Origin of the sequence: Scleromatobacter humisilvae (assembly GCF_023231945.1) — a bacterium.
GTDB lineage: Bacteria > Pseudomonadota > Gammaproteobacteria > Burkholderiales > Burkholderiaceae_C > Scleromatobacter > Scleromatobacter humisilvae.
Map to the genome: position 1 here is coordinate 1080335 of NZ_JAJLJH010000001.1, position 25999 is coordinate 1106333.

25 protein-coding genes are annotated in these 25999 nt (G+C 71.2%); 7 read left to right on the plus strand and 18 right to left on the minus strand.

From position 1 onward, the window contains the following. Positions 1-11: 11 nt before the first annotated feature. Genes LPC04_RS05135 through kaiC form a run of 5 tightly spaced genes read right to left on the minus strand, consistent with a single transcriptional unit; the run spans position 12 to position 6077 of the window. Positions 12-1079 carry a metallophosphoesterase gene (locus LPC04_RS05135; RefSeq protein ID WP_275681106.1) on the minus strand — a complete coding sequence of 356 codons (1068 nt, stop codon included), beginning with the start codon at positions 1077-1079 and terminating at the stop codon, positions 12-14. A gap of 30 nt (positions 1080-1109) precedes the next feature. Beyond that, positions 1110-3608: a PAS domain-containing hybrid sensor histidine kinase/response regulator gene (locus LPC04_RS05140; protein WP_275681107.1), complete on the minus strand. Its 2499-nt coding sequence runs from the start codon at positions 3606-3608 to the stop codon at positions 1110-1112. A gap of 25 nt (positions 3609-3633) precedes the next feature. Next, positions 3634-3927: a circadian clock KaiB family protein gene (locus tag LPC04_RS05145; RefSeq protein ID WP_275681108.1), complete on the minus strand. Its 294-nt coding sequence runs from the start codon at positions 3925-3927 to the stop codon at positions 3634-3636. 6 nt (positions 3928-3933) lie between these two features. Next, positions 3934-4308: a circadian clock KaiB family protein gene (locus LPC04_RS05150; protein WP_275681109.1), complete on the minus strand. Its 375-nt coding sequence runs from the start codon at positions 4306-4308 to the stop codon at positions 3934-3936. Then, positions 4305-6077, minus strand: coding sequence for a circadian clock protein KaiC (gene kaiC, locus LPC04_RS05155; RefSeq protein ID WP_275681110.1), 1773 nt, complete (start codon positions 6075-6077; stop codon positions 4305-4307). Before kaiC ends, LPC04_RS05150 begins: the two co-directional genes overlap by 4 nt. A 295-nt stretch (positions 6078-6372) precedes the next feature. Here kaiC and LPC04_RS05160 point away from each other — a divergent pair, with 295 nt between their 5' ends. Next, a complete protein-coding gene (locus tag LPC04_RS05160; RefSeq protein WP_275681111.1) occupies positions 6373-6516 on the plus strand; it encodes a hypothetical protein in 144 nt (47 codons plus the stop codon). A gap of 52 nt (positions 6517-6568) precedes the next feature. Further along, the gene (locus LPC04_RS05165; RefSeq protein WP_275681112.1) at positions 6569-7114 is read left to right on the plus strand and encodes an MOSC domain-containing protein; all 546 of its coding nucleotides are present in this window, start codon (positions 6569-6571) and stop codon (positions 7112-7114) included. Here LPC04_RS05165 and LPC04_RS05170 read toward each other — a convergent pair. The 3 genes from LPC04_RS05170 to LPC04_RS05180 all read right to left on the minus strand — a co-directional run bounded on the left by LPC04_RS05170 (position 7111) and on the right by LPC04_RS05180 (position 9689). Continuing rightward, positions 7111-7773: an alpha/beta hydrolase gene (locus LPC04_RS05170; RefSeq protein WP_275681113.1), complete on the minus strand. Its 663-nt coding sequence runs from the start codon at positions 7771-7773 to the stop codon at positions 7111-7113. The two genes, LPC04_RS05165 and LPC04_RS05170, sit on opposite strands and share 4 nt — an antisense overlap. 57 nt (positions 7774-7830) lie before the next feature. Beyond that, the gene (locus tag LPC04_RS05175) at positions 7831-8247 is read right to left on the minus strand and encodes a hypothetical protein (RefSeq protein WP_275681114.1); all 417 of its coding nucleotides are present in this window, start codon (positions 8245-8247) and stop codon (positions 7831-7833) included. Between the two features lie 149 nt (positions 8248-8396). After that, entirely contained in the window at positions 8397-9689 is a 1293-nt protein-coding gene (locus LPC04_RS05180; RefSeq protein WP_275681115.1) for a tryptophan--tRNA ligase, read from the minus strand. A 62-nt stretch (positions 9690-9751) separates the two neighbouring features. Between LPC04_RS05180 and LPC04_RS05185 the strand changes: the two genes are divergently transcribed. Continuing rightward, on the plus strand, positions 9752-10570 hold the full coding sequence (locus LPC04_RS05185; protein ID WP_275681116.1) for an MOSC domain-containing protein: 819 nt from the start codon (positions 9752-9754) through the stop codon (positions 10568-10570). Here LPC04_RS05185 and LPC04_RS05190 read toward each other — a convergent pair. From LPC04_RS05190 to LPC04_RS05200, 3 genes are read right to left on the minus strand one after another with little or no spacing between them, the layout of a single operon-like run. Beyond that, complete coding sequence (locus tag LPC04_RS05190; protein WP_275681117.1) at positions 10567-11085, minus strand: hypothetical protein; 519 nt, start codon at positions 11083-11085, stop codon at positions 10567-10569. The genes LPC04_RS05185 and LPC04_RS05190 overlap by 4 nt on opposite strands. Before the next feature lie 52 nt (positions 11086-11137). Next, on the minus strand, positions 11138-12640 hold the full coding sequence (locus LPC04_RS05195) for a tripartite tricarboxylate transporter permease (protein WP_275681118.1): 1503 nt from the start codon (positions 12638-12640) through the stop codon (positions 11138-11140). A 4-nt stretch (positions 12641-12644) separates the two neighbouring features. Continuing rightward, a complete protein-coding gene (locus LPC04_RS05200; RefSeq protein ID WP_275681119.1) occupies positions 12645-13121 on the minus strand; it encodes a tripartite tricarboxylate transporter TctB family protein in 477 nt (158 codons plus the stop codon). Positions 13122-13181: 60 nt separating this feature from the next. Between LPC04_RS05200 and LPC04_RS05205 the strand changes: the two genes are divergently transcribed. Genes LPC04_RS05205 through LPC04_RS05215 form a run of 3 tightly spaced genes read left to right on the plus strand, consistent with a single transcriptional unit; the run spans position 13182 to position 17145 of the window. Further along, on the plus strand, positions 13182-13661 hold the full coding sequence (locus tag LPC04_RS05205; RefSeq protein ID WP_275681120.1) for a CYTH domain-containing protein: 480 nt from the start codon (positions 13182-13184) through the stop codon (positions 13659-13661). A gap of 44 nt (positions 13662-13705) precedes the next feature. After that, positions 13706-15184 (plus strand): NYN domain-containing protein, encoded by a 1479-nt coding sequence (locus LPC04_RS05210; protein WP_275681121.1) that lies wholly within the window; start codon positions 13706-13708, stop codon positions 15182-15184. Positions 15185-15228: 44 nt separating this feature from the next. After that, complete coding sequence (locus LPC04_RS05215) at positions 15229-17145, plus strand: M2 family metallopeptidase (protein ID WP_275681122.1); 1917 nt, start codon at positions 15229-15231, stop codon at positions 17143-17145. A gap of 151 nt (positions 17146-17296) precedes the next feature. Here the strand turns inward: LPC04_RS05215 and LPC04_RS05220 are convergent, their stop codons facing one another. Next, entirely contained in the window at positions 17297-18136 is an 840-nt protein-coding gene (locus LPC04_RS05220; protein ID WP_275681123.1) for a hypothetical protein, read from the minus strand. Positions 18137-18189: 53 nt separating this feature from the next. Here LPC04_RS05220 and LPC04_RS05225 point away from each other — a divergent pair, with 53 nt between their 5' ends. Next, complete coding sequence (locus LPC04_RS05225) at positions 18190-18573, plus strand: nuclear transport factor 2 family protein (protein WP_275681124.1); 384 nt, start codon at positions 18190-18192, stop codon at positions 18571-18573. Positions 18574-18577: 4 nt separating this feature from the next. Here the strand turns inward: LPC04_RS05225 and LPC04_RS05230 are convergent, their stop codons facing one another. From LPC04_RS05230 to LPC04_RS05255, 6 genes are all read right to left on the minus strand, one after another. After that, entirely contained in the window at positions 18578-19000 is a 423-nt protein-coding gene (locus LPC04_RS05230) for a cupin domain-containing protein (RefSeq protein WP_275681125.1), read from the minus strand. Between the two features lie 93 nt (positions 19001-19093). After that, positions 19094-20785 carry a PAS domain-containing protein gene (locus LPC04_RS05235; protein ID WP_275681126.1) on the minus strand — a complete coding sequence of 564 codons (1692 nt, stop codon included), beginning with the start codon at positions 20783-20785 and terminating at the stop codon, positions 19094-19096. Further along, the gene (locus tag LPC04_RS05240) at positions 20782-21813 is read right to left on the minus strand and encodes an ABC transporter substrate-binding protein (protein ID WP_275681127.1); all 1032 of its coding nucleotides are present in this window, start codon (positions 21811-21813) and stop codon (positions 20782-20784) included. The genes LPC04_RS05235 and LPC04_RS05240 overlap by 4 nt, the downstream gene beginning before the upstream one ends. Continuing rightward, the gene (locus LPC04_RS05245; RefSeq protein WP_275681128.1) at positions 21810-24191 is read right to left on the minus strand and encodes a diguanylate cyclase domain-containing protein; all 2382 of its coding nucleotides are present in this window, start codon (positions 24189-24191) and stop codon (positions 21810-21812) included. Before LPC04_RS05245 ends, LPC04_RS05240 begins: the two co-directional genes overlap by 4 nt. 9 nt (positions 24192-24200) lie before the next feature. Beyond that, positions 24201-25205, minus strand: coding sequence for an ABC transporter substrate-binding protein (locus tag LPC04_RS05250; protein ID WP_275681129.1), 1005 nt, complete (start codon positions 25203-25205; stop codon positions 24201-24203). 130 nt (positions 25206-25335) lie between these two features. Further along, the gene (locus LPC04_RS05255) at positions 25336-25962 is read right to left on the minus strand and encodes a hypothetical protein (protein WP_275681130.1); all 627 of its coding nucleotides are present in this window, start codon (positions 25960-25962) and stop codon (positions 25336-25338) included. Positions 25963-25999: the final 37 nt, after the last annotated feature.

Genomic DNA, 25999 nt, shown 5'->3' on the forward strand with positions numbered 1-25999 from the left:
CCGGACCGGCCTCAGGCGCCGGACGTCGGCAGCATCTCGCCGGTGTCCAGCGCCAGCACGCGCTCGGGCCAGCGCAGCGCGCCCAGCCGCGAGCGCGGCACGGCGCCGGCCGCGAGCGGGCGCTCGAGGAAACGGCCGCCGACCGAGAAGTCGATGCAGAACACGTTGCGATGCCGCCCATGCCAGGCGGTCGGCGCGAGGTCGGTGAACAGGTTCTCCTCGGTCTTGCCGAGCGAGGCGCGATCGACGTGCGCGAACTGGCGCCAGTAGTGGCCGACGATCACCGGCACCTCCTCGGCGTACTCGTCCCACCAGCGGATGCGCTCGACGAAGCGCCAGTGCCCGCTCGCGAAGAACGGCCGCGCGGCGCCGCGCTCGATGCCGGAGGTGACGACGCGGATCGGGTTGGCCATCTGGCGGATCTCGTCGACCTGCGCCGTCGCCGCCAGCATCGGCACCGGCAGCGAAGGGTCGACCAGGCGCTCGCGGTACTCCTGGTACTCGATGCGCGCCGCCTCGCCGATGCCGTGCGCGGCGATCAGGGCCTCGGCGTCGGCGTCCCAGCGCCGGAAGTGCTCGACGCGGCTCAACGCCGGATCGGCCGCGCGCAGCTGCGCGATCGAGGCGACGTCCCACGCGGCGTGCACCACGCGCAGGTCGTCGCGCTCGAGGGCCAGCGGCAGCGTGCGCAGGAAGGCGATGACGCCGTCGCGCCGCTCGGGCGGCAGGTGCGAGCGCGGCTCGTACTTGGCGTCGCGCGCGTTGAACTCGCTCCAGTACCAGTCGTTGCCGTCCTTGCGGTCGCCGCGCAGCAGGTTGATCTCGTGGTTGCCCAGCGTCGCCAGGGCCCGCCCCGATTCGACCAGCCGCTGCACGAGCGCGATGACGCCGGGACTTTCCGGCCCGCGGTCGCACAGGTCGCCGACGAAGACCAGGTGGCGGCCGTCCGGATGGTCGCCGTCGGCGTCGTAGCCCAGGCGGGCCAGCAGCGCGAGCAGCGCGTCGAGCTCGCCGTGGACGTCGCCCACCACGTCGAGCGGACCTTCGGGCAGCGGAGCGAACATGGGCGTGCGGGGCATGCCCGTAGTTTCGCCTATGCCGCGAAAGCCCTAGCGTTTCGGCAGCTTGCGGATCAGCTCGATCAGAGCCTCGACATCCACCGGCTTGACGAAATGGTGGTCGAAGCCGGCCTCGCGAGACTTGCGCCGGTCCTCGCTCTGGCCCCAGCCGCTCAGCGCGATCAGCCAGGGTCGATCGCCCTCGGGCAACGCGCGGATCGCGCGCGCCGCCTCGAGGCCGTTCATGCGCGGCATGCCGATGTCCAGCAGCGCGACGGCCGGCCGCCAGTTCGTCGCCATCTCCACGGCCTCGACGCCGTCATGCCCGACGGCCACCGGATAGCCCAGGATCTGCATGACCTGCGACAGGCTCTCGGCCGAGTCGACGTTGTCGTCGACCACCAGCACCCGCAGGCCGTCGGTGTCCTGCGCGATCAGCTCGTGGCCGGCGTCCAGCCGGGGTGCGCGCGCGGGCACGCGGATCAGCGGCAGCCGCACGACGAAGCGGCAGCCGCGGTCGGGGCCGTCGCTGGTGGCGTGCACCGCGCCGCCGTGCATCTCGACCAGCCGCTTGACCAGCGCCAGGCCGATGCCCAGGCCGCCCTGCGCGCGCTCGCGCGAGCGGTCGGCCTGCGTGAACAAGTCGAACACGCGCGGCAGCATGTCGGCCGACAGGCCGATGCCCGAGTCCTGCACGGAGATCACCGCGTCGTCGCCGTCGCGCTCGGCCAGCACCTGGATGTGGCCGCCCTCGGGCGTGTACTTGGCCGCGTTGTTCAGCAGGTTGGCCACGATCTGGCTCAGCCGCGTCGTGTCGGCGTCCACCATCAGCGCGCGCGGCGGCGCGAGCCGCGTCGTGAGATGGTGGCGGCCGGCGTCGATCAGCGGGCGGCTGGTCTCGATCGCGGCGCTGACGGCGTCGGCCACGTCGACCTGCTCGCGGCGCAGTTCGACCTTGCCCTGGCTGATGCGGCTGACGTCGAGCAGGTCGTCGACCAGGTGCACCATCTGCCGCAACTGGCGCTCGATGATCTTGCGCGCCTTGCCGTGCATCGTCTCGTCGCGCGAGAGCTGCATGATCTGGACCGCGTTGCGGATCGGCGCGAGCGGGTTGCGCAGCTCGTGCGCGAGCGTGGCGAGGAATTCGTCCTTGCGCAGGTCGGCGTCGTGCAGCGTGGCCTCGGTGTGCTTGCGCAGCGTGATGTCCGCGATGATGCCCAGGAAGCGCAGGCGCGGGCTCTCGCGTTCGCTGGCCCGTGCCGAGACGTAGGGGCTGCCGTGCACGTCGATCCAGTGCTCGCTCGCGTCGGGCCAGACGACGCGGGCCTCGAACGCGAGGTCGGTGCGCGTCGCGAACGCGCGCGTGACGAGGGCGCGCACGCGCTCGCGGTCGTCCGCGTGCAGGTGCGCGTAGAGCGTCTCGAGGTTCCAGCCCGGCACCGGCGCGGCGTAGCCGAAGCAGCGGTCGTACAGGTCGGAGTGGCGCGACTCGCCGCTGTCCACGTCGATCTCCCACTCGCCCACGTGCGCCGCGGCCAGCGTGAACTCGAGCCGCGCCTTGCTCTCGCGCAGCGCCGCGTCGATCATTTCCTGCTCGGTGATGTTGGAGGCGATGGACAGCACCGACTCCACCTCGCCGTCGTCGGCGAATTCGGGGATCAGCCGCGACGAGAACATCCACGCCTGCCCGCCCACGCCGCTGAAGCGGAACTTGATCGCGCCGACGGCGCCGGTCTCGAACACGCGGCGCACCGCGCGCTCCCACTCGGACTGCACGTCGGGCATCATGCCCATCTCGGCCGCGCTGCGACCGAGGTACGCGGCCGCCGGCACGCCGGTGTAGCGCTCGACGACCGGGCTCACGTACAGATGGCGCAGGTCGCGGTCGAAGCGCGAGAAGATGTCGGGCGAGTTCTCCACCAGCGTCGCGAACTGGCGTTCCCGCTGGGCCAGCGCCGCGGCGGCCAGCGCCAGCGTGGCCTGCGACTGCGCGCGCTCGTCGATGTTGCGGATCACGGACATCGTGCCCAGCGGCTCGCGCGCGCCGTCCTCCAGCAGCGAGACGGTGCACTCCACGTGCATCTCGTGGCCGTCGCGCCGCACGTGCACCGACTCCGCCCGGTAGCTGCCGGTGCTGCGCAGGCTCTCGCGCGCGTGCATGGCGCGCTCCGCGTCCGGCCAGCGCTCGCGGAACAGTTCGCCGCGCTCGCGCCCGAGCATCTCGGTGGCGCTGCAGCCGTACTGCGACTCGGCGGCGGGGTTCATGTAGATGACGTGGTCGTCGACGTCGAACGCCAGCACCGCGTCCTGCATCTGCGCCAGCACGTCCTTGCGCATCGCGTTGGTGGCGGCCTGGGCGCTGTCGAGCGTGTAGATGTCCTCGCCGACGATCAGCGCGTCGACGTCGCCGTTGCGGATCGCCGCCAGCGTGTCCTCGGCCTCGCCCAGGCGCGTCTCGAGCTCGACGTTGGCGCGCCGCAGCCGCGCCAGCTCGTCGTCCGCCGCGTCGCCCCCGGTGGCGGTGTCGCGTTCGAATTGGTCCTTGCTCATGACCACGTCTCTGCAGGCCGCGTGCCTACCGTCCGACCGGGACGTCGAGTCCCTTGAGGACGCGTGCCACGTCCGACATGTCGCCGATGATTCGGCGCGCCGGCGGCGGCGCCAGGCGCAGCAGCGTGGGCGCGCAGATGATCTGGTCCTCGGCGGCCTGCGCCACGTGCTCGGCGATGTCGAGGATCTCCAGCGAGTAGCTGCCCGGCAGGTGCTCCTCGAGGATGCGGCGCGTGTTGACGATCGCGCGCGCGGACTTCGGCGTGGCGTCGGTCACGTAGAGCCTCAGCACATACGGCTTGAATTCGCTGACGCCCATGCCGGCCTACCGCCGCGGCTGGACGTCGAGACCGACCAGCACGCGCTCCTCGTTGGACAGGTCGCCGATGATCTTGCGGATCGGCTCGGGGAACTTGCGCACCAGCGTGGGCACCGCCAGGATCTGGTCGCCCGCGGCCAGGCGCGGGTTGAGCAGCAGGTCGACCACCTCGATCGAGTAGCGCCCGGCCAGGTGCGTCTCGCACACCCGCTTCAGGTTCTCGAACGCGGCGATGGATTTCGCCGTCTGGCCGGCGACGTAGAGGCGCAGCTGCCACTCGGCGACCTCGGGCTGCTCCTCGTGCAGCGCCTTCTCGACCAGCTCCGCGAGGCTGGCGCTCGCGCTGGCCTTGGGCTTGGCGGAGGACTTGTGCGCGTTCATTTCTCCTCCTTTCGCGCCGTCGGGCGCACCAGTGGCGGACGCGGCCGTGGCGGTGGCACGTCGCGCGACTGCGCGATCGCGCGGGCCCGCGAGGACGCGCCCTCGGCGTGCAGGCGCTCGCGCTCGATGGCGAACTCCACCTCCCCGGCGCGCTCGTCGGCCTGCGCATTCAGCGCCGCGATCTGCGCGTCGATCGCCTTGCGATGGGCGGCGAGTTCCTTCACGCGCCGTTCGTGGTCGCGCCGGCGCAGGTCGCTCGCAGCCTCCTCCTGCGCCACCTGCGAGACGCGCGCCGTGCCCGTGAGCACGCGGTCGCCGGACAGGTAGACGTCGACGAGATCGACGCCCTTGTTGCCCATCACGAACTCGCGCACCTGGTGCGAATGCGCCATGCCGCGCGACTTCAGGACCTGCAGCGTGCGCGTGCGCTCGCCGTTGCCGGCCAGGTTGGACAGCAGGATCCAGGTGTCCATCAGCGACGACACGCCCACCTGCGAATCGGCCACGTCCACGCCCGCGTCGCTGGTCAGGCTGGTGAAGAGCGCCGTGACGCCCTGCTGCTTCAGGTAGTCGATCAAGCGCATCAGCGTCGGCTTGAGCGAGCGGTCGTCGCGATCCATCGACAGGTTGCTGATCGGATCGACCACCACCACGGACGGCTTGAAGTCGCGCACCAGGTTGTACATGTGCACCAGGTGCTGCTCGAGGCCGTGCAGCGTCGGGCGCGAGGCGTCGATGCGAAGCCGGCCCTGGCGCTCCCACTGGGCGAGATCCAGGCCGATCGAGGCCATGTTGCGCATCAGCTGGCTTGACGATTCCTCGTACGCGAACAGCAGCGCGCGCTCGCCGCGCCGGCACGCCGCGTCGGCGAAGCTGGCGCCCACGCTGCTCTTGCCGGTGCCCGGCGCGCCCGAGACGAGCGTGCTGCTGCCGCGGTACACGCCGGCGGCGCCCAGCATGTCGTCAAGCCCGTCGATGCCGGTGGACACGCGATCGGACGAGGCCTGGTGCTCCAGCCGCAGCGAGGTGATCGGCAGCACCGAGATGCCGTCGGGGGCGATCAGGAAGGGATACTCGTTGGTGCCGTGCGCCGTGCCGCGGTACTTGACGACGCGCAGGCGCCGCGTCGACACCTGGTCGACGATGCGGTGATCGAGCAGGATCACGCAGTCGGCCACGTACTCCTCGAGGCCGAAGCGCGTCAGCGACGTCTCGCCGCGCTCGCCGGTGATGATGGCGGTGACGCCGCGATCCTTCAGCCAGCGGAACAGCCGGCGCAGCTCGGCGCGCAGCACGGCGTGGTTGGGCAGGCCGGAGAACAGCGCCTCGATGGTGTCGAGCACGACGCGTTTCGCGCCGATGCTGTCGATGGCGTGGCCGAGGCGGATGAACAGGCCCTCGAGGTCGTACTCGCCGGTCTCCTGGATCTCGTTGCGCTCGATGTGGACGTGGTCGATCGCGATCTTCTTCTGGCGCTGCAGCTTGTCGAGGTCGACGCCCAGCGAGCGCAGGTTCTGCGTCAGCTCCTCGGCGTTCTCCTCGAACATCATGAACACGCCGGGCTCGTCGTATTGCAGCGCGCCGTGCACGAGGAATTCCGCGGCGAGCATCGTCTTGCCCGAGCCCGCGGAGCCGCACAGCAGCGTGGGACGGCCGCGCGGCAGGCCGCCGCCGGTGATCTCGTCCAGCCCCTGGATGCCCGTGGGCGCCTTGGGCAGGCTGGTCGCTTCGGGGTCGCTCGTCTTCGCGGTTTTCTTGGGGCGCGCCATGTCGTTCGGTCCTTCAGGGCCGTTGCGGTGAAACGGGGAGGCGGAGCGGCCTGCGAAGGCTGCTCCCGGGCGATGCAGGCAGATCATCCGTCCTGCATGGCGACGAATTTGGCAAGTGGCATGCCCGACCGTCGGCGGGTCCACTGTCGAGCGACGCGGCCTTCAAAACCGGGCCGCGAAAAATTTGCCAGCGCGACTGCAGAGTTTGCTGAAATGGCCGGGCTGCGCCTCGCGCGCCCCCGCAATGCCTTACCATTTCGGCCGAAGTCTTCATCCACCAACCGGAGTCAATGCCATGGGCAAGGAACAACGCGCAAGCAAGAACGAGAAGAAGCCGAAGAAGGACGCCGCGCCGCCGAAGACGGCCGGATCGGACCGTCCGACGCCGCCGGTGACGTCGGTCATGCCCAAGGGCAAGCTGGCGAAGAAGCCGCTGTGACGCCTCGGCGCGCGCCCGGCACCCCCGGGCCGCGCGCCCCGGCCATCGTTCGATGGACGACCTGCGCGCGCTGACCGCGCGCTTCCCGCGCGCGGGCCGGGTCGAGGCAATCTACCTGCGTCCCGGCCGCGACCAGGCGGCGGTGGCGGTGTCGTCCGCCCGCGCCCTGGCCGATCGCGGCCTGGAGGGCGACCGCAGCGCCGCCAAGCCGCCCAGCCGCGCCGGCGGCGGCAAGCGCCAGGTCACGCTGATCCAGGCCGAGCACCTCCCGTTGATCCGGCTCTGGGCCGATCGCGACGTCGCCGCCGCCGACCTGCGGCGCAACCTGGTCGTCTCCGGCATCAACCTGCTCGCGCAGCACGCGCTGTTCCCCGACCAGCCGCTGCAGGTGCGCCTCGGGCCCGACGTGCTGATCGTCGTCACCGGGCCGTGCGACCCGTGCTCGAAGATGGAGACGCTGCTGGGCCCCGGCGGCTACAACGCGATGCGCGGGCACGGCGGCACGACGGCGCGCGTGATCCACGGCGGGGTGGTCTCGGTGGGCGACGCCGTCGTCGTCGAGCCCGGCGCGAAGCCGGCCCAGGCCGGACTCTTCTAGGCCAGAACCTTCAGCAGCCAGGCCTGCATGTCGTCGATCTCTTCCTGGCAGACCGAGTGCTGCATCGGGTACTCGTGCCATTCCACCGGATGGCCCAGCTCGACGAGCGCGTCGCGCGTCTCGACGCCGCGCGCGTACGGCACGACCGGATCCATGCGGCCATGGGCCAGGAAGATCGGCACGTCGCGGTTGGCCTCGCTGCGTTCGGCGGCCGTCGTGGCGGCCAGCGGCAGGTAGCCGGACATGCCCAGCAGGCCGGCCAGCCGCTGCGGCGCGCGCAGGCCGGCGAGCAGCGTCATCGCGCAGCCTTGCGAGAAGCCGCCCAGCACGATGCGCGAGGCCGGGATGCCTTGCGCCACCTCGCGGTCGATCAGTGCCTGCACGTCGGCCGCCGACTCGCGCAGGCTCTTCTCGTCTTCGCGGCGGACGAGGTCGACGCCCAGGATGTCGTACCAGGCCGGCATCTGCATGCCGCCGTTGATGGTGACCGGGCGCACCGGCGCATCCGGGAAGACGAAGCGGACATCTCCGATCGCGCGCAGGTTCCACTGGCGGCCGACCGGCACGAAGTCGGTCGCGCTCGCGCCCAATCCGTGCAGGATGATGATGGTGGACTTCGGCGAGTCGCCGGTCTGGAAATGGAGGGTGTCTAGCGGCATGCCGCCAGCATACCGGAGGTGCCGGGGCGCACGGCGCCGGCCGGAGGGCACCGCCGCCTACTGCAGCGCCGCGGCGCTGGGGGACATGTGCGGCTTGAGCGCCGGCACGTCCGCGATCGGCAGGGCCTCGACGTTGCCGTAGCCCGGCTCCAGCAGCATGTACTGCTTCTCGAGTCCGCCCTTGACCGTGACGCGGTAGCCGTCGATCACCTCGGCCTTGTCGCCATCCCGCTGCACGAGCACGTATTCGCCGCGCGCCAGCAGCCCCGGCACGAACCACTTGGTGCGGTCGACGGTGCGCGTGGGGCCCATGTTGATGAGCGGCTTGGCGTGCGCCTGCCAGCCGGGCGCGAACTGGTCGCTGGTGATGAGCGTGCTCGCGGCGACGGCCGACATGGCCGCCAGCAGCGCGACGGCGGCCAGCGTGCCCAGCACCAGGCGGGCGAAGTGAGGGGTAGCGTGAAGGCTGTGCATGACGAAACCTCGCTGTGGCTGATGGCATGCGCGGGATCGCCGCCATGCCCCATTTGCGGCAAACGCCGTTCCGGGCGCGCCGCTCTGCAGCAACATGTTGCGCCGTTTCGGCCGCGCTGTGCAAGCGGGCGGCGCTTCTTTACGCAGCCTTACTCGACGTCCAGGAAGCGGTCGAGCGCGGCGCGCACCGTCGCCTCGTCGGCGGCCAGCGTCACCGGGGCGCCCGCCAGCGCGGCCGCGCCCTCCTTCTTGAGGCGGCCGACCCACACGCCCGCGTCGCGTCCCTGCGCGAAGGCGGCGCTCTGCAGCAGCAGGGCGTCGCCCGCGCCCACCAGCTTGAAGTAGAACTGGCCGTCCGCCTCGCGGTACTGCTTGAACGTGGCCAGCGCGGGCCCGTCGGCCGTCGACGCCGCCACCGGCGCCGCCGCGAGCGGGCGGAAGCGGCGCAGGCCGACCGCCTCGCGCAGCGTGTGCAGGAACGGCCCGGCGATCGCGCGGGCCTTCCTCGCGCCGATCAGCAACTGTTCCTCGATCAGCTCCGGCCGCGCCATGAACTGCTCGTACTTGGCGCGCATCGGCCCGATCTCGCGATCGATCACGTCGTGCAGCCGCTTCTTCGCCTCGCCCCAGGCCAGGCCGGCGCGCAGCTCGGCGCGGAACGCGGCGCGCTCGTCGGGCGTCGCGAAGGCGTCGAACAGCGTGACCAGGTGCGAGGCGTCGGGATCCTTGGGCTCGCCGGGCAGCTTCGAGTCGGTGACCACGCGTGCGATGGCCGACGACAGCGCCTTGGCGCCGCCGTCGAACAGCGGGATCGCGTTGTCGTAGCTCTTGGACATCTTGCGGCCGTCCAGCCCCGGCAGCAGCTGCATCTCGGCGTCGGTCACGGCCTCGGGCAGCGTGAACAGCGCCTGGCCCTGGCCGAACATGTGGTTGAAGCGCTGGGCGATGTCGCGCGCCATCTCGATGTGCTGCACCTGGTCCTTGCCGACGGGCACCTGGTGCGCGTTGAACATCAGGATGTCGGCCGACATCAGCACCGGGTAGCAGAACAGGCCCATGTTGATGCCGTCGTCCGGCTCGCCGCCGGCGTTGGCGTCGGTCGCGGCCTTGTAGGCGTGGGCGCGGTTCATCATGCCCTTGGGCGTGATGCAGGTGAGCAGCCAGTTCAGCTCGGGGATCTCGGGAATGTCGCTCTGGCGGTAGAACACGACGCGCTCGGGATCCAGCCCCGCCGCCAGCCACGTGGCGGCCAGCGCCAGGCGCGATTCCTCGACGCGGGCCGGGTCGTCGCACTTGACCAGCGCGTGGTAGTCGGCCAGGAACAGGAAGCTCTCGACGTCCGCGCGCCTGCTGGCCGCGACGGCCGGGCGGATGGCGCCGACATAGTTGCCGAGGTGCGGAGTGCCGGTGGTGGTGATGCCGGTGAGGACGCGAACTGTCATGGGAAGGCCGGGGTCTGTTGAAATTGGACTGTACCCGAGGCGTTCGGGCATAGTGGCGCCCCATGTCCATCGCCGACTTCGAACTCGCCTGCACCGCCGCGGCGCTGGTGGTCTACCCGATCAAGGCCTGCGCCGGCATGCCCGTGCAGGAACTCGCGCTCGACGCGCGCGGCGGCGCCGCCGGCGACCGCGAATGGGCGATCGTCGATGCGCAGGGCGTGGTCACGTGGCAGGGCGCGCATCCGCGCCTCGCGCTCGTGCAGCCGCGCATGACGCGCGCGGGCCTGCGCCTGGGCGCGGCCGGCGCCGACGAGGTCGCCGTCCCGGACGACCTTGCGCCGTGCAGCGTGAAGATATGGAACGACCTCCGCGCCCGCCACGACACCTTCGACGCCGCCGATGCTGGCGACGCCGTCGCCGCGTGGCTGGAGCGCGTCGTCGGCGCGCCGCTGCGGCTCGTGCGGCTCGGCGAGGCCGCGCTCGCACGCGAGGGCAACAACGCGCTGCACCTGGTCTTCACGCCCTCGGTCGCGGCGCTCGAGGCGCAATGGGGCGCGACCGACCCGCGGCGCTTCCGCGCCAACGTCGTCCTCGAGATCCCCGGCGGCGACGGCAACGCGTTCATCGAGGAAAGCCTCGCGGCGCTCGAATGGCAGGGCGACGACGCCACGCGGCTGGAGATCACCGCGCCGTGCATCCGCTGCGTCGTGCCCAACGTCGACCCGGCGTCGGCGCGTGTCGACGACAGCTTCGGCGACGCGTTGACGCGCCTGTCGCAGCAACGCCGGCCGGGCGCGACCGTGTTCGGCATCTACGCGCGCGGCGCCGCGGGCGCGCGCCTGCGCGTGGGCGACACCGCGAAGATGGAACTGGCGTTCTAGAGGCCGGTCGACGCGGCCGCGGCCTGCGCCGCCGCCTTCTGCCGTTCGCGCGTGACGGCCTCCATGTCCTCGAGGTGGTAGCGCAGGCCCGAGCACTTGTGGTTGAAGGCGCTCATGTCGGCGTTGTAGGCGTCGTTCACGGGCCGCGAGTCGGCGGCGTCCTGGTTCAACTGCCTGATGTGCTCGTTGTGCTCCTTGACCAGCACGTTGAACGCCTTCACCGCGATGTCGCTGTCGTGATCGAGCTGGTCGTGCAGCTGCTCCAGGCGCGTGTTCTCCGCCTCGAGCTGGTCGAACCGCTTCTCGTGCGCGGTGTTGGACGCGTCGATCGCGCGGAAGCGCTCCTTCAGGCCGGCCTCGGTGTCCGCGCACTCGCGCAACTGCGCGCGCGTGGCCCAGGTCGGCGCGGCCGGCTGCGACGCGGCGGGCTTGCCGGTCTTGACGGTGGTGGCCCCAGCAGCCGCAACGGCGAGGAGGGAGGCGGCGAGCAAAAGGGACGTGCGGATCGGCGACATGGCGACGATTCTGCCCGACCGTGGAGCCGGTCCTGCTCGGCGTTTACCTGCGTCAAGCCGCTTGCGCGCGCCGCCGACCGCGCCACCAGGCCACGACCTGCACGAGCACCAGCAACGCGCTCGCCGCGACGAAGCCCGCGGCCACCGGACGCGTCACGAACACCGACAGCTCGCCGCGCGAGAGCAGCATCGCGCGGCGGAAGTTCGGCTCCAGCATCGGCCCCAGCACGAAGCCCAGCACGATGGGCGACAGCGGGAACTCGAGCGCCAGCAGGATCGCGCCGATGACGCCGAAGGCCGCCACGATGGCGACGTCGAACAGGTTGTTGCGCGTCGAGTAGACACCCACCGCGATGAAGAACAGCGCCGACGGGAACAGGAAGCGGTACGGCACCTGCAGCAGCCGCACCCACACGCCGATCAGCGGCACGTTGAGGATCACCAGCAGCACGTTGCCGATCCAGAAGCTCGCGATCAGGCCCCAGAAGATGTCGGGGTGGTCGGAGATCAGCTGCGGCCCGGGCTGGATGCCCTTGATGATCAGTGCGCCCAGGATCAGCGCCATCACGGCGTCGCCGGGGATGCCGAGAGACATCGTCGGGATGAAGTCGACCTGCGTCTTCGAATGCGACGCGGCCTCCGGCGCCGCGACGCCCTCGAGCGCGCCCTTGCCGAAGCGCTCCGGCGTCTTCGACCACTTGCGCTCGAGCGCGTAGGCGATGAAGGTGGTGATGGTCGGGCCGGTGCCGGGCAGCGCGCCGAACAGCGTGCCCACGCCGGTGCCGCGCAGCATCGGCCAGAACGACTGCCGCATCTCCGCGACGCTCGGGCGCATGTCGCGCATGCGGACGCGCGCGCGCGACGGGCTGATCGTCGTGCGGTTGACGCTGACGAGGAAGTCGGCGACCCCGAACAGCCCCATCGTCAGGCCGCCCAGCTCGATGCCGTCGCGCAGCTCGGTGACGCCCAGCGTGTAGCGCGCGGTGCTGGTCATCTCGTCGGTGCCCACGGCGCCGCACAGCAGGCCGAAGATCGTCATCGCGACGCCTTTCAGCGGCGAGCCGCGCGCCATCGTCGCGCCGGCCAGCAGGCCCAGCAGCATGATGGCGCAGGTGTCGGCCGGGCCGAAGCTGTTGGCCGCCTTCACCAGCAGCGGCGACAGGAAGATCATCACGACGATGCCCACCGACGCCGCGAAGAACGACGCCATCATCGTGATGCCCAGCGCCGTGCCGCCCTTACCGCGCAGAGTCAGCGGATAGCCGTCCAGGCACGTGACCGCGTGCGGCGGATGGCTGGGCAGGTTCAGCAGGATCGCGCCGATCGCGCCGCCGTACTGCGAGCCGTAGAAGATGCCGGCCAGCATCAGGATCGCCGGCACCGGCGCGATGACGTAGGTCAGCGGCAGCAGCATCGAGATCGTCGACAGCGGCCCCATGCCGGGCAGCACGCCGATCAGGTTGCCCACCAGCACGCCGAACACGCACCACATGAAGTTGTCCGGCTGCAGCGCGACGCCGAAGCCGTACATCAGTTGCATCAGGCTGTCGTGCATGGCCTCACCACTGGAACAAGGGCAGCAGCAGGTGCAGGCCGTAGTGAAAGACCACGACGCCGAGGATCGTCATCAGCGCGGCCAGCAGCGCCGCGTCGCGCACGCTGTTGTTGCGGTCGCCGAGCGCCGCGACGAACACCGACACGAACGACGCCGGCACCAGCCCGCCGTGCTGGCCCAGCACGACGAACGACAGCGCGCCGCCCAGGATGCACAGCCAGCCGCGCCACTGCACGACGGGGCCGGACAGGTGCGCCGTCTCGGCGGGCGCGCTGGCGAGGTGGGCGTCCGGCGCGCGCGTCGCGGAGGCGAACAGCACCGCCCCGATCAGCGCCAGCAGCACGCCCAGCACCACCGGATAGAAGCCCGAGCCCATCGCGCGCAGCGTGCCCATGCCATAGCCGCTGCCGGCGAGCACCGTCGCCGCGCCGGTCGCCACCAGCAGCGCGCCGCCGAGGCGATCCTTGGTCAACTTGTTCATGGAGGCGACTCTACCGTCCCGGCCCGCGACAATGCAGGCAGGACAAATCCGGGGCACCCCATGGGCATCGAGATCGAACGCAAGTTCCTGGTCGTCGGCGACGGCTGGCGCGCCGCGCCGGCGGTGCCCTACGCGCAGGGCTACCTCAACCGCGACAAGCTGCGCACGGTGCGCGTGCGCGTCGTGCGCGATCAGGCCTGGCTGACGATCAAGGGCGTCAGCGTCGGCGCGACCCGCGCGGAGTTCGAGTACCCGATTCCCGTCGCCGATGCCGAGCAGCTGCTGGCGCTGTGCGACGGCCCGGTCGTGCGCAAGACGCGGCGCGTGATCGAGCATGCCGGCGCGAAATGGGAGGTCGACGAGTTCCAGGGCGACAATGCGGGCCTCGTGGTCGCCGAAATCGAACTCCCCTCCGAAGACGCGGCGTTCGAACGCCCCGGCTGGCTGGGCGCCGAGGTGACGCATGATGCGCGCTACTTCAACTCCAGCCTCGCGACGGCCCCGTACTGCACCTGGCCCGAGGCACGCGCCCGCGCGTGACGCGCGCGCGACCCATCCTCCAAGAACACCCAACGAAAGACACCATGGCCACCTCCCCCGACGTCACCAGCATGGCGCTGTTCTGCGACTTCGAGAACGTCGCGCTCGGCGTGCGCGACGTCCAGCACGACAAGTTCGACATCAAGCTCGTGCTGGAACGCCTGCTGCTCAAGGGCAGCATCGTCGTCAAGAAGGCGTACTGCGACTGGGAGCGCTACAAGGGCTTCAAGTCGACGATGCACGAGGCGAACTTCGAGCTGATCGAGATCCCGCACGTGCGCCAGTCCGGCAAGAACTCGGCGGACATCCGGCTCGTCGTCGACGCGCTGGACCTCTGCTACACCAAGTCGCACGTCAACACCTTCGTCATCATCAGCGGCGACTCCGACTTCTCGCCGCTCGTGTCCAAGCTGCGCGAGAACAACAAGCAGGTGATCGGCGTGGGCGTCAAGCAGTCGACCTCCGACCTGCTCACCGCCAACTGCGACGAGTTCATCTTCTACGACGACCTCGTGCGCGAGAGCGGCCGCCAGTCCACCCGGCGCGAGGCGCGCCCGCCGCCCGCCGCGAGCCGCAAGCCGGCCGCGCCGGGCGGCAATCCGGAGGAGAGCCGCCGCCGCGAGGAAGCCGAGGCGCGCCGCACCAAGGGCGTCGAGATGGCGCTGCAGACCTTCGAGGCGCTGTATGCCGAGCGCAGCGACGGCGACAAGGTCTGGGCCTCGGTGCTCAAGGAGGCCATCAAGCGCCGCAAGCCCGATTTCAGCGAGTCTTACTACGGCTTCCGCAGCTTCGGCGGCCTGCTCGAGGAGATGCAGGCGCGCGGCTTCCTGAAGATGGGCCGCGACGAGAAGTCCAACGCCTACGTGTTCCGCAGCGGCGGCGCGGACGCCGGCGCGCCGGCCGGCGAGCCCGCGTCGTCCGCGCCCGAGGTGCTGCCGGTGACGCATCGCGTCGGCGACGCCGAGGCGCGCGAGCCGCGCGGCCGCGGGCGCGCGCGTGGGGGCCGTGGCCGCAACGCGCCGGAGCGACATGACTTCGAGCCCGCCGTGGCCGTCGAGCCGCCGCAGCAGCACGCCTTGCCGTACGCCGACGAGGAGGAGGACGACGACGCGGCCGAGCGCTTCGCCGACGCGGCGCGCGCGTCGCAGGCCGGGCGCACGGTCAATCCGCCGTCCGAGCCGGCCCCCGACGCCGACACCTACGTCACCGACGAAGCCGTCACCGACGCCGACATCGCGCCGCCGCGCGAGGCCGGGTCGCGGCGCGGCAATCGCGGCGGCCGCGGCGGACGCGGCAACGCGGCGCGCAAGAACGCCGCGCCGGCGCCGGCGGCCGAGCCCGTCGCCGAAGTCCCGGCGCCGGCACCGGCCCCGGTCGAGGCGGTCGCACCCGTCGCCGCCGCCAAGACGCCGCGGGCGCGCAAGACCGCGGCCGCGAAGACGCCTGCCGCGGAGAAGAAGCCCGCCGCAAGGAAGGCGGCCGCGCGTCCGGCCCGCAAGACGAAGCCGGCCGACGAAGCCTGAACGATCGCGTTCTCCCGCCCACATCCCCGAAAAAGGATTCTTCGATGCAGTCTCGCCTCTGTCTTCTGTTCATGATCGCGGCCGTGCCGCTGGCCGCGTCCGCGGTACCGCCCAAGGCCAAGCCGCCTACCGTCGCCGAGGCGCAGGCATTCATGGACAAGGTCGAGGCCGAGCTGGCCGCGCTGGACGTGGAGAGCGTGCACGCGGGCTGGATGAGCCAGACCGACATCAACGACGACACGGACTACGCGGCGTCCAAGTCGCGCGAGCGCGAGAGCCTGAAGATCAACGAGTTCGTCATCGCGGGCCGCCGCTTCGACAAGCTCGCGCTGCCGCCCGCGCTGGCGCGCAAGTTCAAGCTGCTCGATCTGAACGGCAGTCCCACCGACCCGAAGCTGGTGGCCGAGCTCGCGCAGACCTCGCTCGCGCTGGAAGGCATGTACGGCAAGGGCAAGTACTGCCTCAAGGGCGACACGACGAACTGCCTGGGCATCGAGGACATCGGCGTGCGCATGGCCAGGTCGCGCGACCCCAAGGAGCTGCTGGACCTGTGGACCGGCTGGCACGCGATCGCCCCGCCAATGCGCGACAAGTACGCGCGGCTCGTCGAGCTGTCCAACCAGGGCGCGCGCGAGTTCGGCTTCAAGGACACGGGCGACCTCTGGCGCGCGGGCTACGACATGACGCCGGCGCAGTTCTCGGCCGAGCTCGAGGCCACCTGGCAGCAGCTTCAGCCGTTGTACAAGGAGCTGCACGCCTACGTCCGCTTCAAGCTGATCCAGAAGTACGGCGCGGCTGCGCAACGCCCCGACGGCATGATCCCCGCCCACCTGCTCGGCAACCCGTGGGCGCAGGAGTGGGGCAACGTCTACGACATCGTGCAGCCCACCGACCCGGCGTTCGCCAACGTGCGGATGATCGACCTCGAGGGCGCGCTGAAGAAGCAGATCGTGGCCCAGCATCCCGACGCCGCGCTCGCGTTCTCGCCCACGGCCGACCCGAGCAGCGACGCCGCGCATGCCGCCGACATCGTCGCCGGCAAGGCGATGGCCGCCTACGCCGAGCGCTTCTACACATCGATCGGCTTCGATCCGCTGCCCGCCACGTTCTGGGAACGCTCGCAGTTCGTGCGCCCGCGCGATCGCGACGCCGTCTGCCATGCGAGTGCCTGGTACGGCTTCAGCGACCCGAAGGACCTGCGCATCAAGATGTGCATCAAGGTCGACGCCGACGACTTCACGACGGTGCACCACGAGGAAGGCCACCTGATGTACGGACGGGCCTACGTGCCGCAGCCGTACCTGTTCCGCGCCGGCGCCGACGATGGCTTCCACGAGGCCATCGGCGACTCGGTGGCGCTGGCCGTCACGCCGCCCTACCTCAAGCAGATCGGCCTGATCGACGAGCTGCCGCCCGCCGAGGCCGACATCCCGCTGCAGCTGCGCACCGCGCTCGACAAGGTGGCGTTCCTGCCGTTCGGCCTGCTGATCGACAAGTGGCGCTGGGAGGTCTTCTCCGGCCAGGTCAAGCCGGCCGACTACAACAAGGCCTGGTGGGCGCTGCGCGAGCAGTACCAGGGCGTCGCGGCGCCGGTCGCGCGCAGCGAGGCCGACTTCGACCCGGGCGCGAAGTACCACATCGCCGGCAACGTGCCGTACGCGCGCTATTACCTGGCGACGCTCTACCAGTTCCAGTTCTACAAGGCGATGTGCGCCGCGAGCGGCTACAGCGGCCCGCTCAACCGCTGCACGTTCTACGGCAGCAAGCCCGCGGGCGCGAAGCTCAAGGCGATGCTGGAGGCGGGCCAGTCGGCGCCGGCGCAGCTCACGCTTCAGCGCATGACGGGCACGGATCACCTCGACGCCGGCGCGCTGCTCGAGTACTTCCGTCCGCTGCACGAGTGGCTGAAGAAGCAGAACGAGCTCAACAAGTCGCAGCCGGGCTGGCGGCAGGCCGACTAGCGTCCCGCGTCGGTCGCCGGAGCTCGATGCGCTCGCCGTCGCGGGTCTCTCGCCCGATACCCCCCAGTGTGTGGCCAGCGCTCCGTCCGGGCGTCGTGCGCACGCTCGGCCGCGGCCCCCTGGATGGCGGCTTGCGTCGCCGCGACGCAGGTCAGGGCGCCTTGGCGGCGCCCGCGTCCTTCAGGCAGCGGCCCAGCGCGACCGACGCGTCGTTCAAGGCCCGCGCGACGCCGCGCACCGACGCGTCGCTGTAGGCCTTGGCCGCGGCGCTGGCGAGGTAGTCGACGTTGCGCTTGAGGTCGTCGTCGTCCAGCCCGTCGTAGGCGAACGCGTAGGCGGGCAGGCCCATCTGGGCGTAGCGCGCCACGAGTTGCGGCCGCTTGGCGTCCAGGTCGGCCTTGATGTCGGCGATCGCGCGGGGCGTCGCCGAAGGATCGGCCCTGGCCAGGCCCTCGCGCACCGCGATGGCCATCTCGATGGCGGTGTCGGCCATGACGTCGGCCGAGCGCGTCTCGGCGAGCATCGCCTGCAGGGAAGCCCGTCGCCCGGGCGACGCGGCTTGCAGCAACTGCTCGCCGCGACGCAGGCGTTCCGCGGGATCGGCCACCTTCGCGGCCGACGCCTGCTCCAGGGCCGCGATCCGGTGGCCGAGCTCGCTGTCGTACCACGCGACGAGTACCGGCACGTCCGCGGGCTGCAGCGCGCCGGCCACCGCATCGGTCGCGGTCGCGCGCAGGGCCTCCGCGCCGTACGCCGTCGCGGCGCAGCCCAGCAGGCGAGCCTTCGTGGCCTCGGGCAGCGCGCCGGGATTGCGGGCCAGCGCGCCCGCCATGCCGGCGCGCACCTGGCCGCCCAGCGAGTCCATCTCGAGCCACATGCCCGACTTCTTCACCAGGTCCCGCGCCGCCTCGGGCGCGACCGCCGCCAGCGCGCCGCCCTGCGCGAAGACCAGCGCGACGACTCCGAGCGCCATCCCTTGCCAACGAATCATCGAGTGCTCCGTTCCAATGCAGAATCGCTGACCGCCAGTATAGGGATGGCCCCATGACGAGCACCGCGGTGGACATCGTCCGCCAGTTCTGGACGCTGATGCAGAGCAACGACTTCGCCGCCGTCGCGACGGTGCTCGCGCCCGACTTCGTGCTCGAGTGGCCGCAGACGAAGGAGCGCATCCGCGGCGCCGAGCGCTTCGTGCGCGTGAACGCGGAGTACCCGGCGCATGGGCGCTGGGATTTCGCGATCCACCGCATCGTCGGCGACGAGCGCGACGCCGTCTCCGATGTCGGCATCACCGACAGCGTGCTGCGGGCGCGCGCGATCTCGTTCTTCGAGACTGTCGACGGCCGCGTGCGGCGCATCGTCGAGTACTGGCCGGAGCCCTACGAGCCGCCCGCGAACCGGGCGCACCTCGTCGAGCGGATGGCGTGACGTCCTACTGCTCCGCGATGACGTCCACGAAGACCAGCGGCACCTTGCCGGTGTTGGCGATGCCGTGCGACTCGCCCTTGCGCACGATGGCGACGTCGCCGGCCTTGACGGGCTTGTCCTTGCCGTCCTTGTCCTTGAACACGCCCTCGCCCGAGACGATCACGTAGACGTCCTCGTTGGTGACGTGCGGGTGGTAGCCGATCGAGTCGCCCGGCTCCAGGCGAAGCCAGCTGACTTCCTTGATGGCCTGGTCCTTGAGCGCCTTGTCGCGCGTGAACGCATACTCGCCGTAGACGGTGCCGTGGCCGCCGGCGACGTCGTGGCGATCGTTCCTGATCAGCGACTCCTTCGGAAAGACGTCGGCGCGCGCGCCGGCGCAGGCCAGGGCCGCCGCGGCGGCGAGCAGGACGAGAGCGGTGGTCTTCATGGCGGTCTCCTCGATGCTCCGATGATGGGAAGTCGAGTGGACCGCGAATGCACGCGCCGCGAACCGGTGCAAACCCTTCGCGGCGAGGCCGGTTCAGCGCTCGGCCAGCCGCGCGCGCAGCTCGGTCACTTCGGCCTCCAGCCGCTTGCGCTCGGAGATGTCCTGCGCGATCACCGCGAACTGCCCCGGGGCCGGACGGTAGGCGACGATGTCCCACCAGCGGCCCGACGCGCCGAGCTGCTCGAAGCGCACGGGCTCGCCGGTCAGGGCGACGCGGCCGAAGCGGCCGATCCAGTCCGCGGGGTCGCCGGCGATGGCCGGGAAGACGTCGGTCGCGCGCGCGCCCACCGACGTCGCCGCGTCGATGCCCAGCATCGCGCTGAACGCCGCGTTCATCGCGACGAAGCGATAGTTGACCGGCGTGCCGGCCGCGTCGACCTCGATCGTGTGCAGCGCGTGGCCGCTGGCGAGGTGGTCGAACAGCAGGCGGTAGCGCTGCTCGCTGCTGCGCTGGCGCAGCTCGAGCGACTTCATGCCGGTGATGTCGAACCAGGTGCCGTAGAAGCCGTCGACCTCGTCGTCGAAGGGCCGCGCCGGCACCAGCGTCACGCGCAGCTGGCGCAGGCCGGACGTGGTCAGCATCGGCCACTCGAATTCCTGCCGGCGCCCGCCCAGCACGGCCTCGACGTGCGGCTCGAGCGCGGCGTAGCCGACGGCGTCGATGGCGGACAGGATCTCGCCCAGTCGACTCCCGATCAGGCGGTCGGTGGGCAGGCCCACGGCGGCCTGGAAGTCGCGGTTGACGAAGCGGGTGACGGCGTCGCGATCCCAGTAGCCGGCGAGCGCGGGCATGTTGTCGACCACCGCGTCTAGGTGCGCGTGCGTGCGGCCCAGTTCCTTCTGCAGCGCCTTGGTGGCCGTCACGTCCTCCAGCACCGCCAGCGAGCGCGCGCCGACGCCGGCATCGCCGCGCTCCAGCACCGCCGACAGCAGCACGTCGATCAGCGAGCCGTCGCGCCGCACGAACTGGTACTCGACGCGGTCGCAGAACCCGTTGCGGAAGAAGGCGGGCAGCACGACGTCGCGGGCGTGCGCCTGCGAGGCCGGCGTGAGGAAGTCCAGCGACGCGCGGCCGACCACCTCGTGGCGCTCGTAGCCCATCAGCGCGAGCCAGCGGTCGCTGACGTGGAGGAGGCGGCCGTCCGACCCCATCGAATGCAGGATCGCCGGCGTGGCCTCGTACAGGCGGCGCACGCGCAGCTCGCTGTCGGCCAACTGGCTCGTTGCGGCCAGCAGCTGGCGGCGCTGCGTCAGCATCGCGCCGACGATCGTGGCCAGGCTCACCAGCATCGCGCGCTGGTGGGCGTCGAGCCGGTGCGGCGTGCGGTCGATCACGCAGACCGTGCCGATGCGCTCGCCGCCCGGCAGAGTGATCGGCGCACCGGCGTAGAAACGGATGTCGGGGTCGCCGGTGACCAGCGGATTGGCCGCGAAGCGCGCGTCGAGCGTCGCGTCGGGCACCTCGAACAGCGCCTCGTCGCGGATCGCGTGGTCGCAGAACGCGACGTCGCGCGGCGTCTCCGTCACGCCCGCCAGGCCCAGGTTGGACTTGAACCACTGGCGCTGCGCGTCGATCAGCGAGATGAGCGCGATCGGCACGCCGCACAGCTGCGCGGCGGTGCGCGTGATCGTGTCGAACGCGGCTTCGGGCGAGGTGTCGAGCACGCCCAGTTCGCGCAATGCGGCCAGGCGGCGAGTCTCTTCGACGGACGTCGCGGCGCTCATTGGACAAGCCCCACTGCCGCGGCGTCGACCCGATGCAACGGCACCGCGTCGATCGCGCGCAGCACGTCGACGGCCGCGCCCGGCGCGTCGGCGTTGCGCGCGGCCCAGCGCGCCTCGCTCTGCATCGTGGCCACGAGCGACTGGTCGAGGCGGACGCGGTAGTCCTCGTTCTCCATCGCCGTCGCGGTGAGCGCCGGGGGCAGGTGCAGCCGTTCGGCCAGCAGCGCGCGCGCCAGCTCGGGCTCGGACTGGATGACGTGCTGCGCGTGCAGCAGCGCGCGCAGCAGGCGCGCGACATCGTCCTCGCGCCGCTGCAGCACCGGCCGCGCACCGACGAGGTTGAAGTGCTGCGTGTAGACGCGCGGACTGGCGAACGTGACGGCGTCGCCGCCGAGTGCCAGCGCGGCCGTCGACGCGAGCGGCTCCCAGATCGCGATGGCGTCGACGTCGCGCGCCAGCAGCGCCGGCGTGAGCTTGTCCGGCGGCAGGCCGACGACCGTCACCGAGCCCGGGTCGATGTCGTTGTAGACCAGCCAGTTGTCCAGGAAGTATTGCGCCGAGCTGCCCGGCACCGTGCCGATGCGCTTGCCGCGGATCTGCGGCGCCTCGGCGATCTTGGCGCTGCGGCGCGCCACCAGCTTGATCTGGTAGGAGGACGCGCTGATCGTCGCGATGATCGCGAGCTCGCGATGCGCCGAGCTGCCGGTGGCCACGAGCAGCTCGGCGGCGGTCGCGATGTCGACCTTGCCGTCGGCCAGCCACTGGTAGCACTCGCGGCCGCTGCTGCATTCGCGCAGGCGCAGGTCCAGCCCCTCGTCCTTGAAGAAGCCGCGCGCCTGGGCCACGTAGATCGGCAGCGAGACCGGCCCGGTCGACACGGCCAGCGTCAGCGGCGCCGCATGCGCGCGGTTCGCGAACATCATCAGCATGCAGCCCCAGACCAGCGTCCAGGCGAGCGTCCACGCCGCGCCCGCGAGCGCGCGCCGCGTCACGCGCGCGCGGGCGGAGAGGCGCGGCGGCGCGCTCATGCCAGCCCCTTCTCTTCGATCAGGACGTCGTCGGCCATCACGCGCCAGGTGTTGCGGCCGGCCTTCTTGGCGGCGTAGAGCGCGGCGTCTGCGCGGCCGATCATCGCCTCGGCGGTGGCCGCGTCGGCGGACACGATGGCGCGGCGGAACGCGATGCCGATGCTCGTCGTGAGCGTCAGCGAGCGGCCCTCGACCGTCAACGGACTCGTGACGTTGGCCACGATCTTGCGCGCGACGATCTGCGGCTCGTCCGGGTCGTTGACGCCCTCGAGCACGATCACGAACTCGTCGCCGCCCAGGCGCGCGACCGTGTCGGTGGTGCGCACGCTCTGCTGCAGCCGCTTCGCGAACGCCTTCAGCACCTCGTCGCCGGCGGCGTGGCCCAGCGTGTCGTTGATGCTCTTGAAGTGGTCGATGTCGAGATACATCAGCGCCAGCCCGCTCATCGCGCGGCGCGCCCGCGACAGCGCGAGCGGGAAGGTCTCGTTGAAGCTGTAGCGGTTGGCCACGCCGGTCAGCACGTCCGAGCGCACCAGCAGGCCCAGCTGCTTCTCGACGTTCTTCAGCGCCGAGACGTCGGTGGCCAGGCCGTACAGGCCGGCCACGCGGCCGTCGGACTCGATGTCGGGGATGTAGACGTAATGCAGGATGCGCGTGACGTCGCCGGTGATCGACTCCGCCTCGAACGTGACGCGCTTGCCGGTCAGGCCGGTCTCGATGTTCTCGCGCCGGCGCTCGTAGGCGACGGGCCGCAGGAGGTCGCCGATGCGCTGGCCGATCACTTCGTCGGCCGGGCGGCAAAGCCATTCCAGGCCGGTGCGGTTGACGAAGCGGTAGCGCTGCTGGTCGTCGAGATAGGTGATGGCCACCGGCAGGTTGTCCGTGATCGCGCGCAGCTGGCCCTCGAGCTTCGCGCGCCGCGCCTCGGCCTCCTTCAGCGCGGTGATGTCGAAGGTCATCAGGTAGAAGCCGCGCTGTGCGTCGGCGTCGCTGCGGTCCGGGATCATGTGGGCCTGGAAGTGCGCGGCGCGGCCGGCGAATTCGACCTTGCCATCGAGGCGCGCGCGGCGGCCCTGCAAGGCCTCGCGCACGTAGGGCTCGTGCTGGGCGTAGACCGTCTCGCCGAGCGCCTCGCGCATGCTGATGCCGGGGATGCGCGCGCGCTCGACGCCCAGCGAGCGCAGGCCGGCGTCGTTGGCGTAGAGGCAGGTCTCCGCCATGTCGAAGTAGCCGACCATCGCCGGGATCGCGTTGGTGAGGTCGGCCATGCGCTGCTCGCTGCGAGCGATCTCGAGCTCGGCACCGCGGCGCTCGGTGATGTCCACCGACAGCGCGTAGAAGCCGCGCACCGTGCCGCCGGGCGCGACGTCGGGGATGTATTCGACCAGCAGGTGGCGCTCGACGCCGTCGCGCCAGACGCTGCGCTCCCATTGCACGCGTTCGCCGGCCAGCGCCTTGTCCATCTTGCCCAACATCACGCTGAAGATGTCCTCGCCGAGCACCTCGGGCACGCGGCGGCTCACCATGCTGAACGGATCGATGCCCAGCCACTCGCGGTACTTCTCGTTGGCGAACTGGTAGGCGTACCCGCGGTCGATGTAGGCCACGAGCGCGGGCAGGTTGTCGGTGATGTCGCGCAGCTGCTGCTCGGAGCGGTCGCGCTGCTGGTCGCTGGCGATCAGGGCCGCGGTCATCGCGTCGAACTCGCGCGACAGGTCGCCGAACTCGTCGTGCGTGGTGTTGCCGAGACGGAAGGTCATGTCGCCGCGGCGGATGGCGGCGGCGGCGCGGTCCAGGCGCTGCATCGGCAGCAGCACGCGCCGGAGCACCACGATGGCGCTGGCCAGCAGCATCAGCAGCATCACGCAGGGCACGGCCAGCGCGATCCAGCGGAACTCGCTCTCCGCGGCCCGGCGCTGTTCGACCGAATCCTGGAACCACTGGTAGGCGTAGTCGCTCATGGACTGCGTGTTCGTCAGCAGCTGGTCGAGCAACGCCTCCTTGCGGCGCGCGGTGAAGGCGTCGCCGTTGGACGGCAGTTCCTCCAGGCGCGTGAACAGCGCGGGCAGCGCCTGCGTGACGTCGCGCAGCTCCACCAGCGCCGGGCTGTTGCCGACGCGGGCGTCGTCGGCCAGCGCCGCGGCGATCGCCGCATGGCGCAGACGCCACTGCTCGGCCGCGCGCGGCTCGGCGTAGCGCGCGACCTCCTGCGTCAGCGCGAGCAGGCCCGCGACCTCGTGCTCGGTCACCTGCGCGCGCGCCTGCGCGTCGCCGGCCGCGTCCTCGCGCCGGCCCGCCGCGAACACGATCGCCGCGGCCAGGATGCCGGTGCACACCGACGCCGTGACGAACGCGAGGAGCTGGTTGCGGATGCGCATGGCGTCGGCCTAGCTGCCCGTTCCGACCGCGGCCGGCTTGACCGTCTTCAGCGGCCCCGCATGGATCAGCGTCAGCACGTTGGGCCGCGCGCCGGCGGCGACATGGCCCTCGCGCTGCGCCCATCGGATCTCGCCCTCCATCGTGCTGACCAGGGCCTGGTCCAGCGACAGCCGAAAGCCGAGTCCGCCCCAGACCCAGTCGACGAAGTGCTGGTCGAGCTTCAACTGCTCGCGCAGGATCGCCTGCGCCTCGGCCGGCCGGGCCTGGATGAACTGCTCCGCGCGCTCGACCGCGCGCAGCAGGCGCACGAGCTCGTCGTCGCGACTGAACAGCGCGCGGCGCGCGACCAGGTTGTAGCTCTCGATGTAGCCCCCGCCCAGCGGCAGCCGCACGCCGACGGCATCGTCGCCGTGCAGCGCGGCGTAGCCGAACGGCTCCCACACCGCGACCGCGTCGATGCGGCCCGAGCGCAGCGCCGCCACCGTGTCCTCGGCCTGCAGCGGCACCATCGTGACGTGCTGCGGGTCGACGCCGACGTCGAGCAGGTGCGTCTCGAGCAGGTATTGCGCCGCGGTGCCGGCGGTCACGCCCACCTTGCGGCCGGTCAGTTGCTCGCTCGTCCTCACGCCGCCGGCCTTGCGCGCGATCAGCTTGAGGTTGTCGCTGGCGTGCGCGATCGTCGCGACGATCGCGACGTCCGGCTGCGCGAAGGCGTGCAGGACGACGGGCATCTCCGAGGTCGTGGCCAGGTCGGCCTGGTCGTCGAGCAGCTGGCGCAGGCAGCGCGTGCCGCCGATGCAGTCGGTGATCGCGACCTCGAGGCGCTCGTCCGCGAAGAAGCCGCGCTGCTGCGCGACGTACAACGGCAACGACACCGGCGCCCGCGACGCCGCGATGCGCAGCGTGTCGGCGGCCCCGGCCGGGGCCAGCCATGCCGACGTGGCGAGCGCGACCGCGGCGCGCCAGCGCGCGGCGCGTCGGCGAGGAGCCGTGGCGGAAGGGGTTCGGATCATCGTCTCGTCTTTTGTGGGAATCGACGGTCCGGGCCTGCGCCCGGACCAGCCGTCACCTACGAGCATCCCGTATATGGGCTGACCGCGAAAGCGCGAAAAGACGAGGAAAGGGCCTTCAGTCGGCCCGGCGCTAGTTTTGCGTCGAGTGCGCCACGTGCAGCGACACCGCCCGGGTGCCGCGGAACTCGATGACCGTCGAGCTGACCATCTGCAGCCCGCCGACCTGGCTCTGGAACAGGCTGGAGAAATTGGGGCCAGGCTTGACCGGGACGCCCAGCGCCTTGCGCAGCTCGGCGCTCATCCCGCCCAGCCACAGGCCGTCGTCGAAGCGCACGGGCTTGAACTTCGCCGGCAGGTCGGGGCATTGCGGCGTCGGCCCGGCGCCGGCGGGCAGGTCGGCGGCGACGACCGCGTCGACGCGGCCGCGCGCCAGCTCGCTGGACGTCAGCCACAGGCGCTGCATCGGCGACGCGTCGGAGACGGTGTAGCAGAGCCAGTCGAGCGAATCGGTGCCCTTGCCCTGGCGCTGGCTCACGCCGACGCCGATGGCCTGGCGCACGTCGGCCAGCGGCGAGGCGTCCAGCGTCACGCGCAGCGATCCCATCAGCAGCGGGCGCACCGGATCGGCGGCCAGCGCGACGGGCGAATCCTTGATCGAGGGCCACGCCGGCGGCGGCACGACGGTGTCGGCAAACGCGGTCGTCGCGCCCAGCAGCAGCAGCAGCGCGGACAGCCGGGAAGTCGAGCGGATGGGCATTTGTGAAAGAGTCTCCGAGATCGTTATGTCTGTCTCG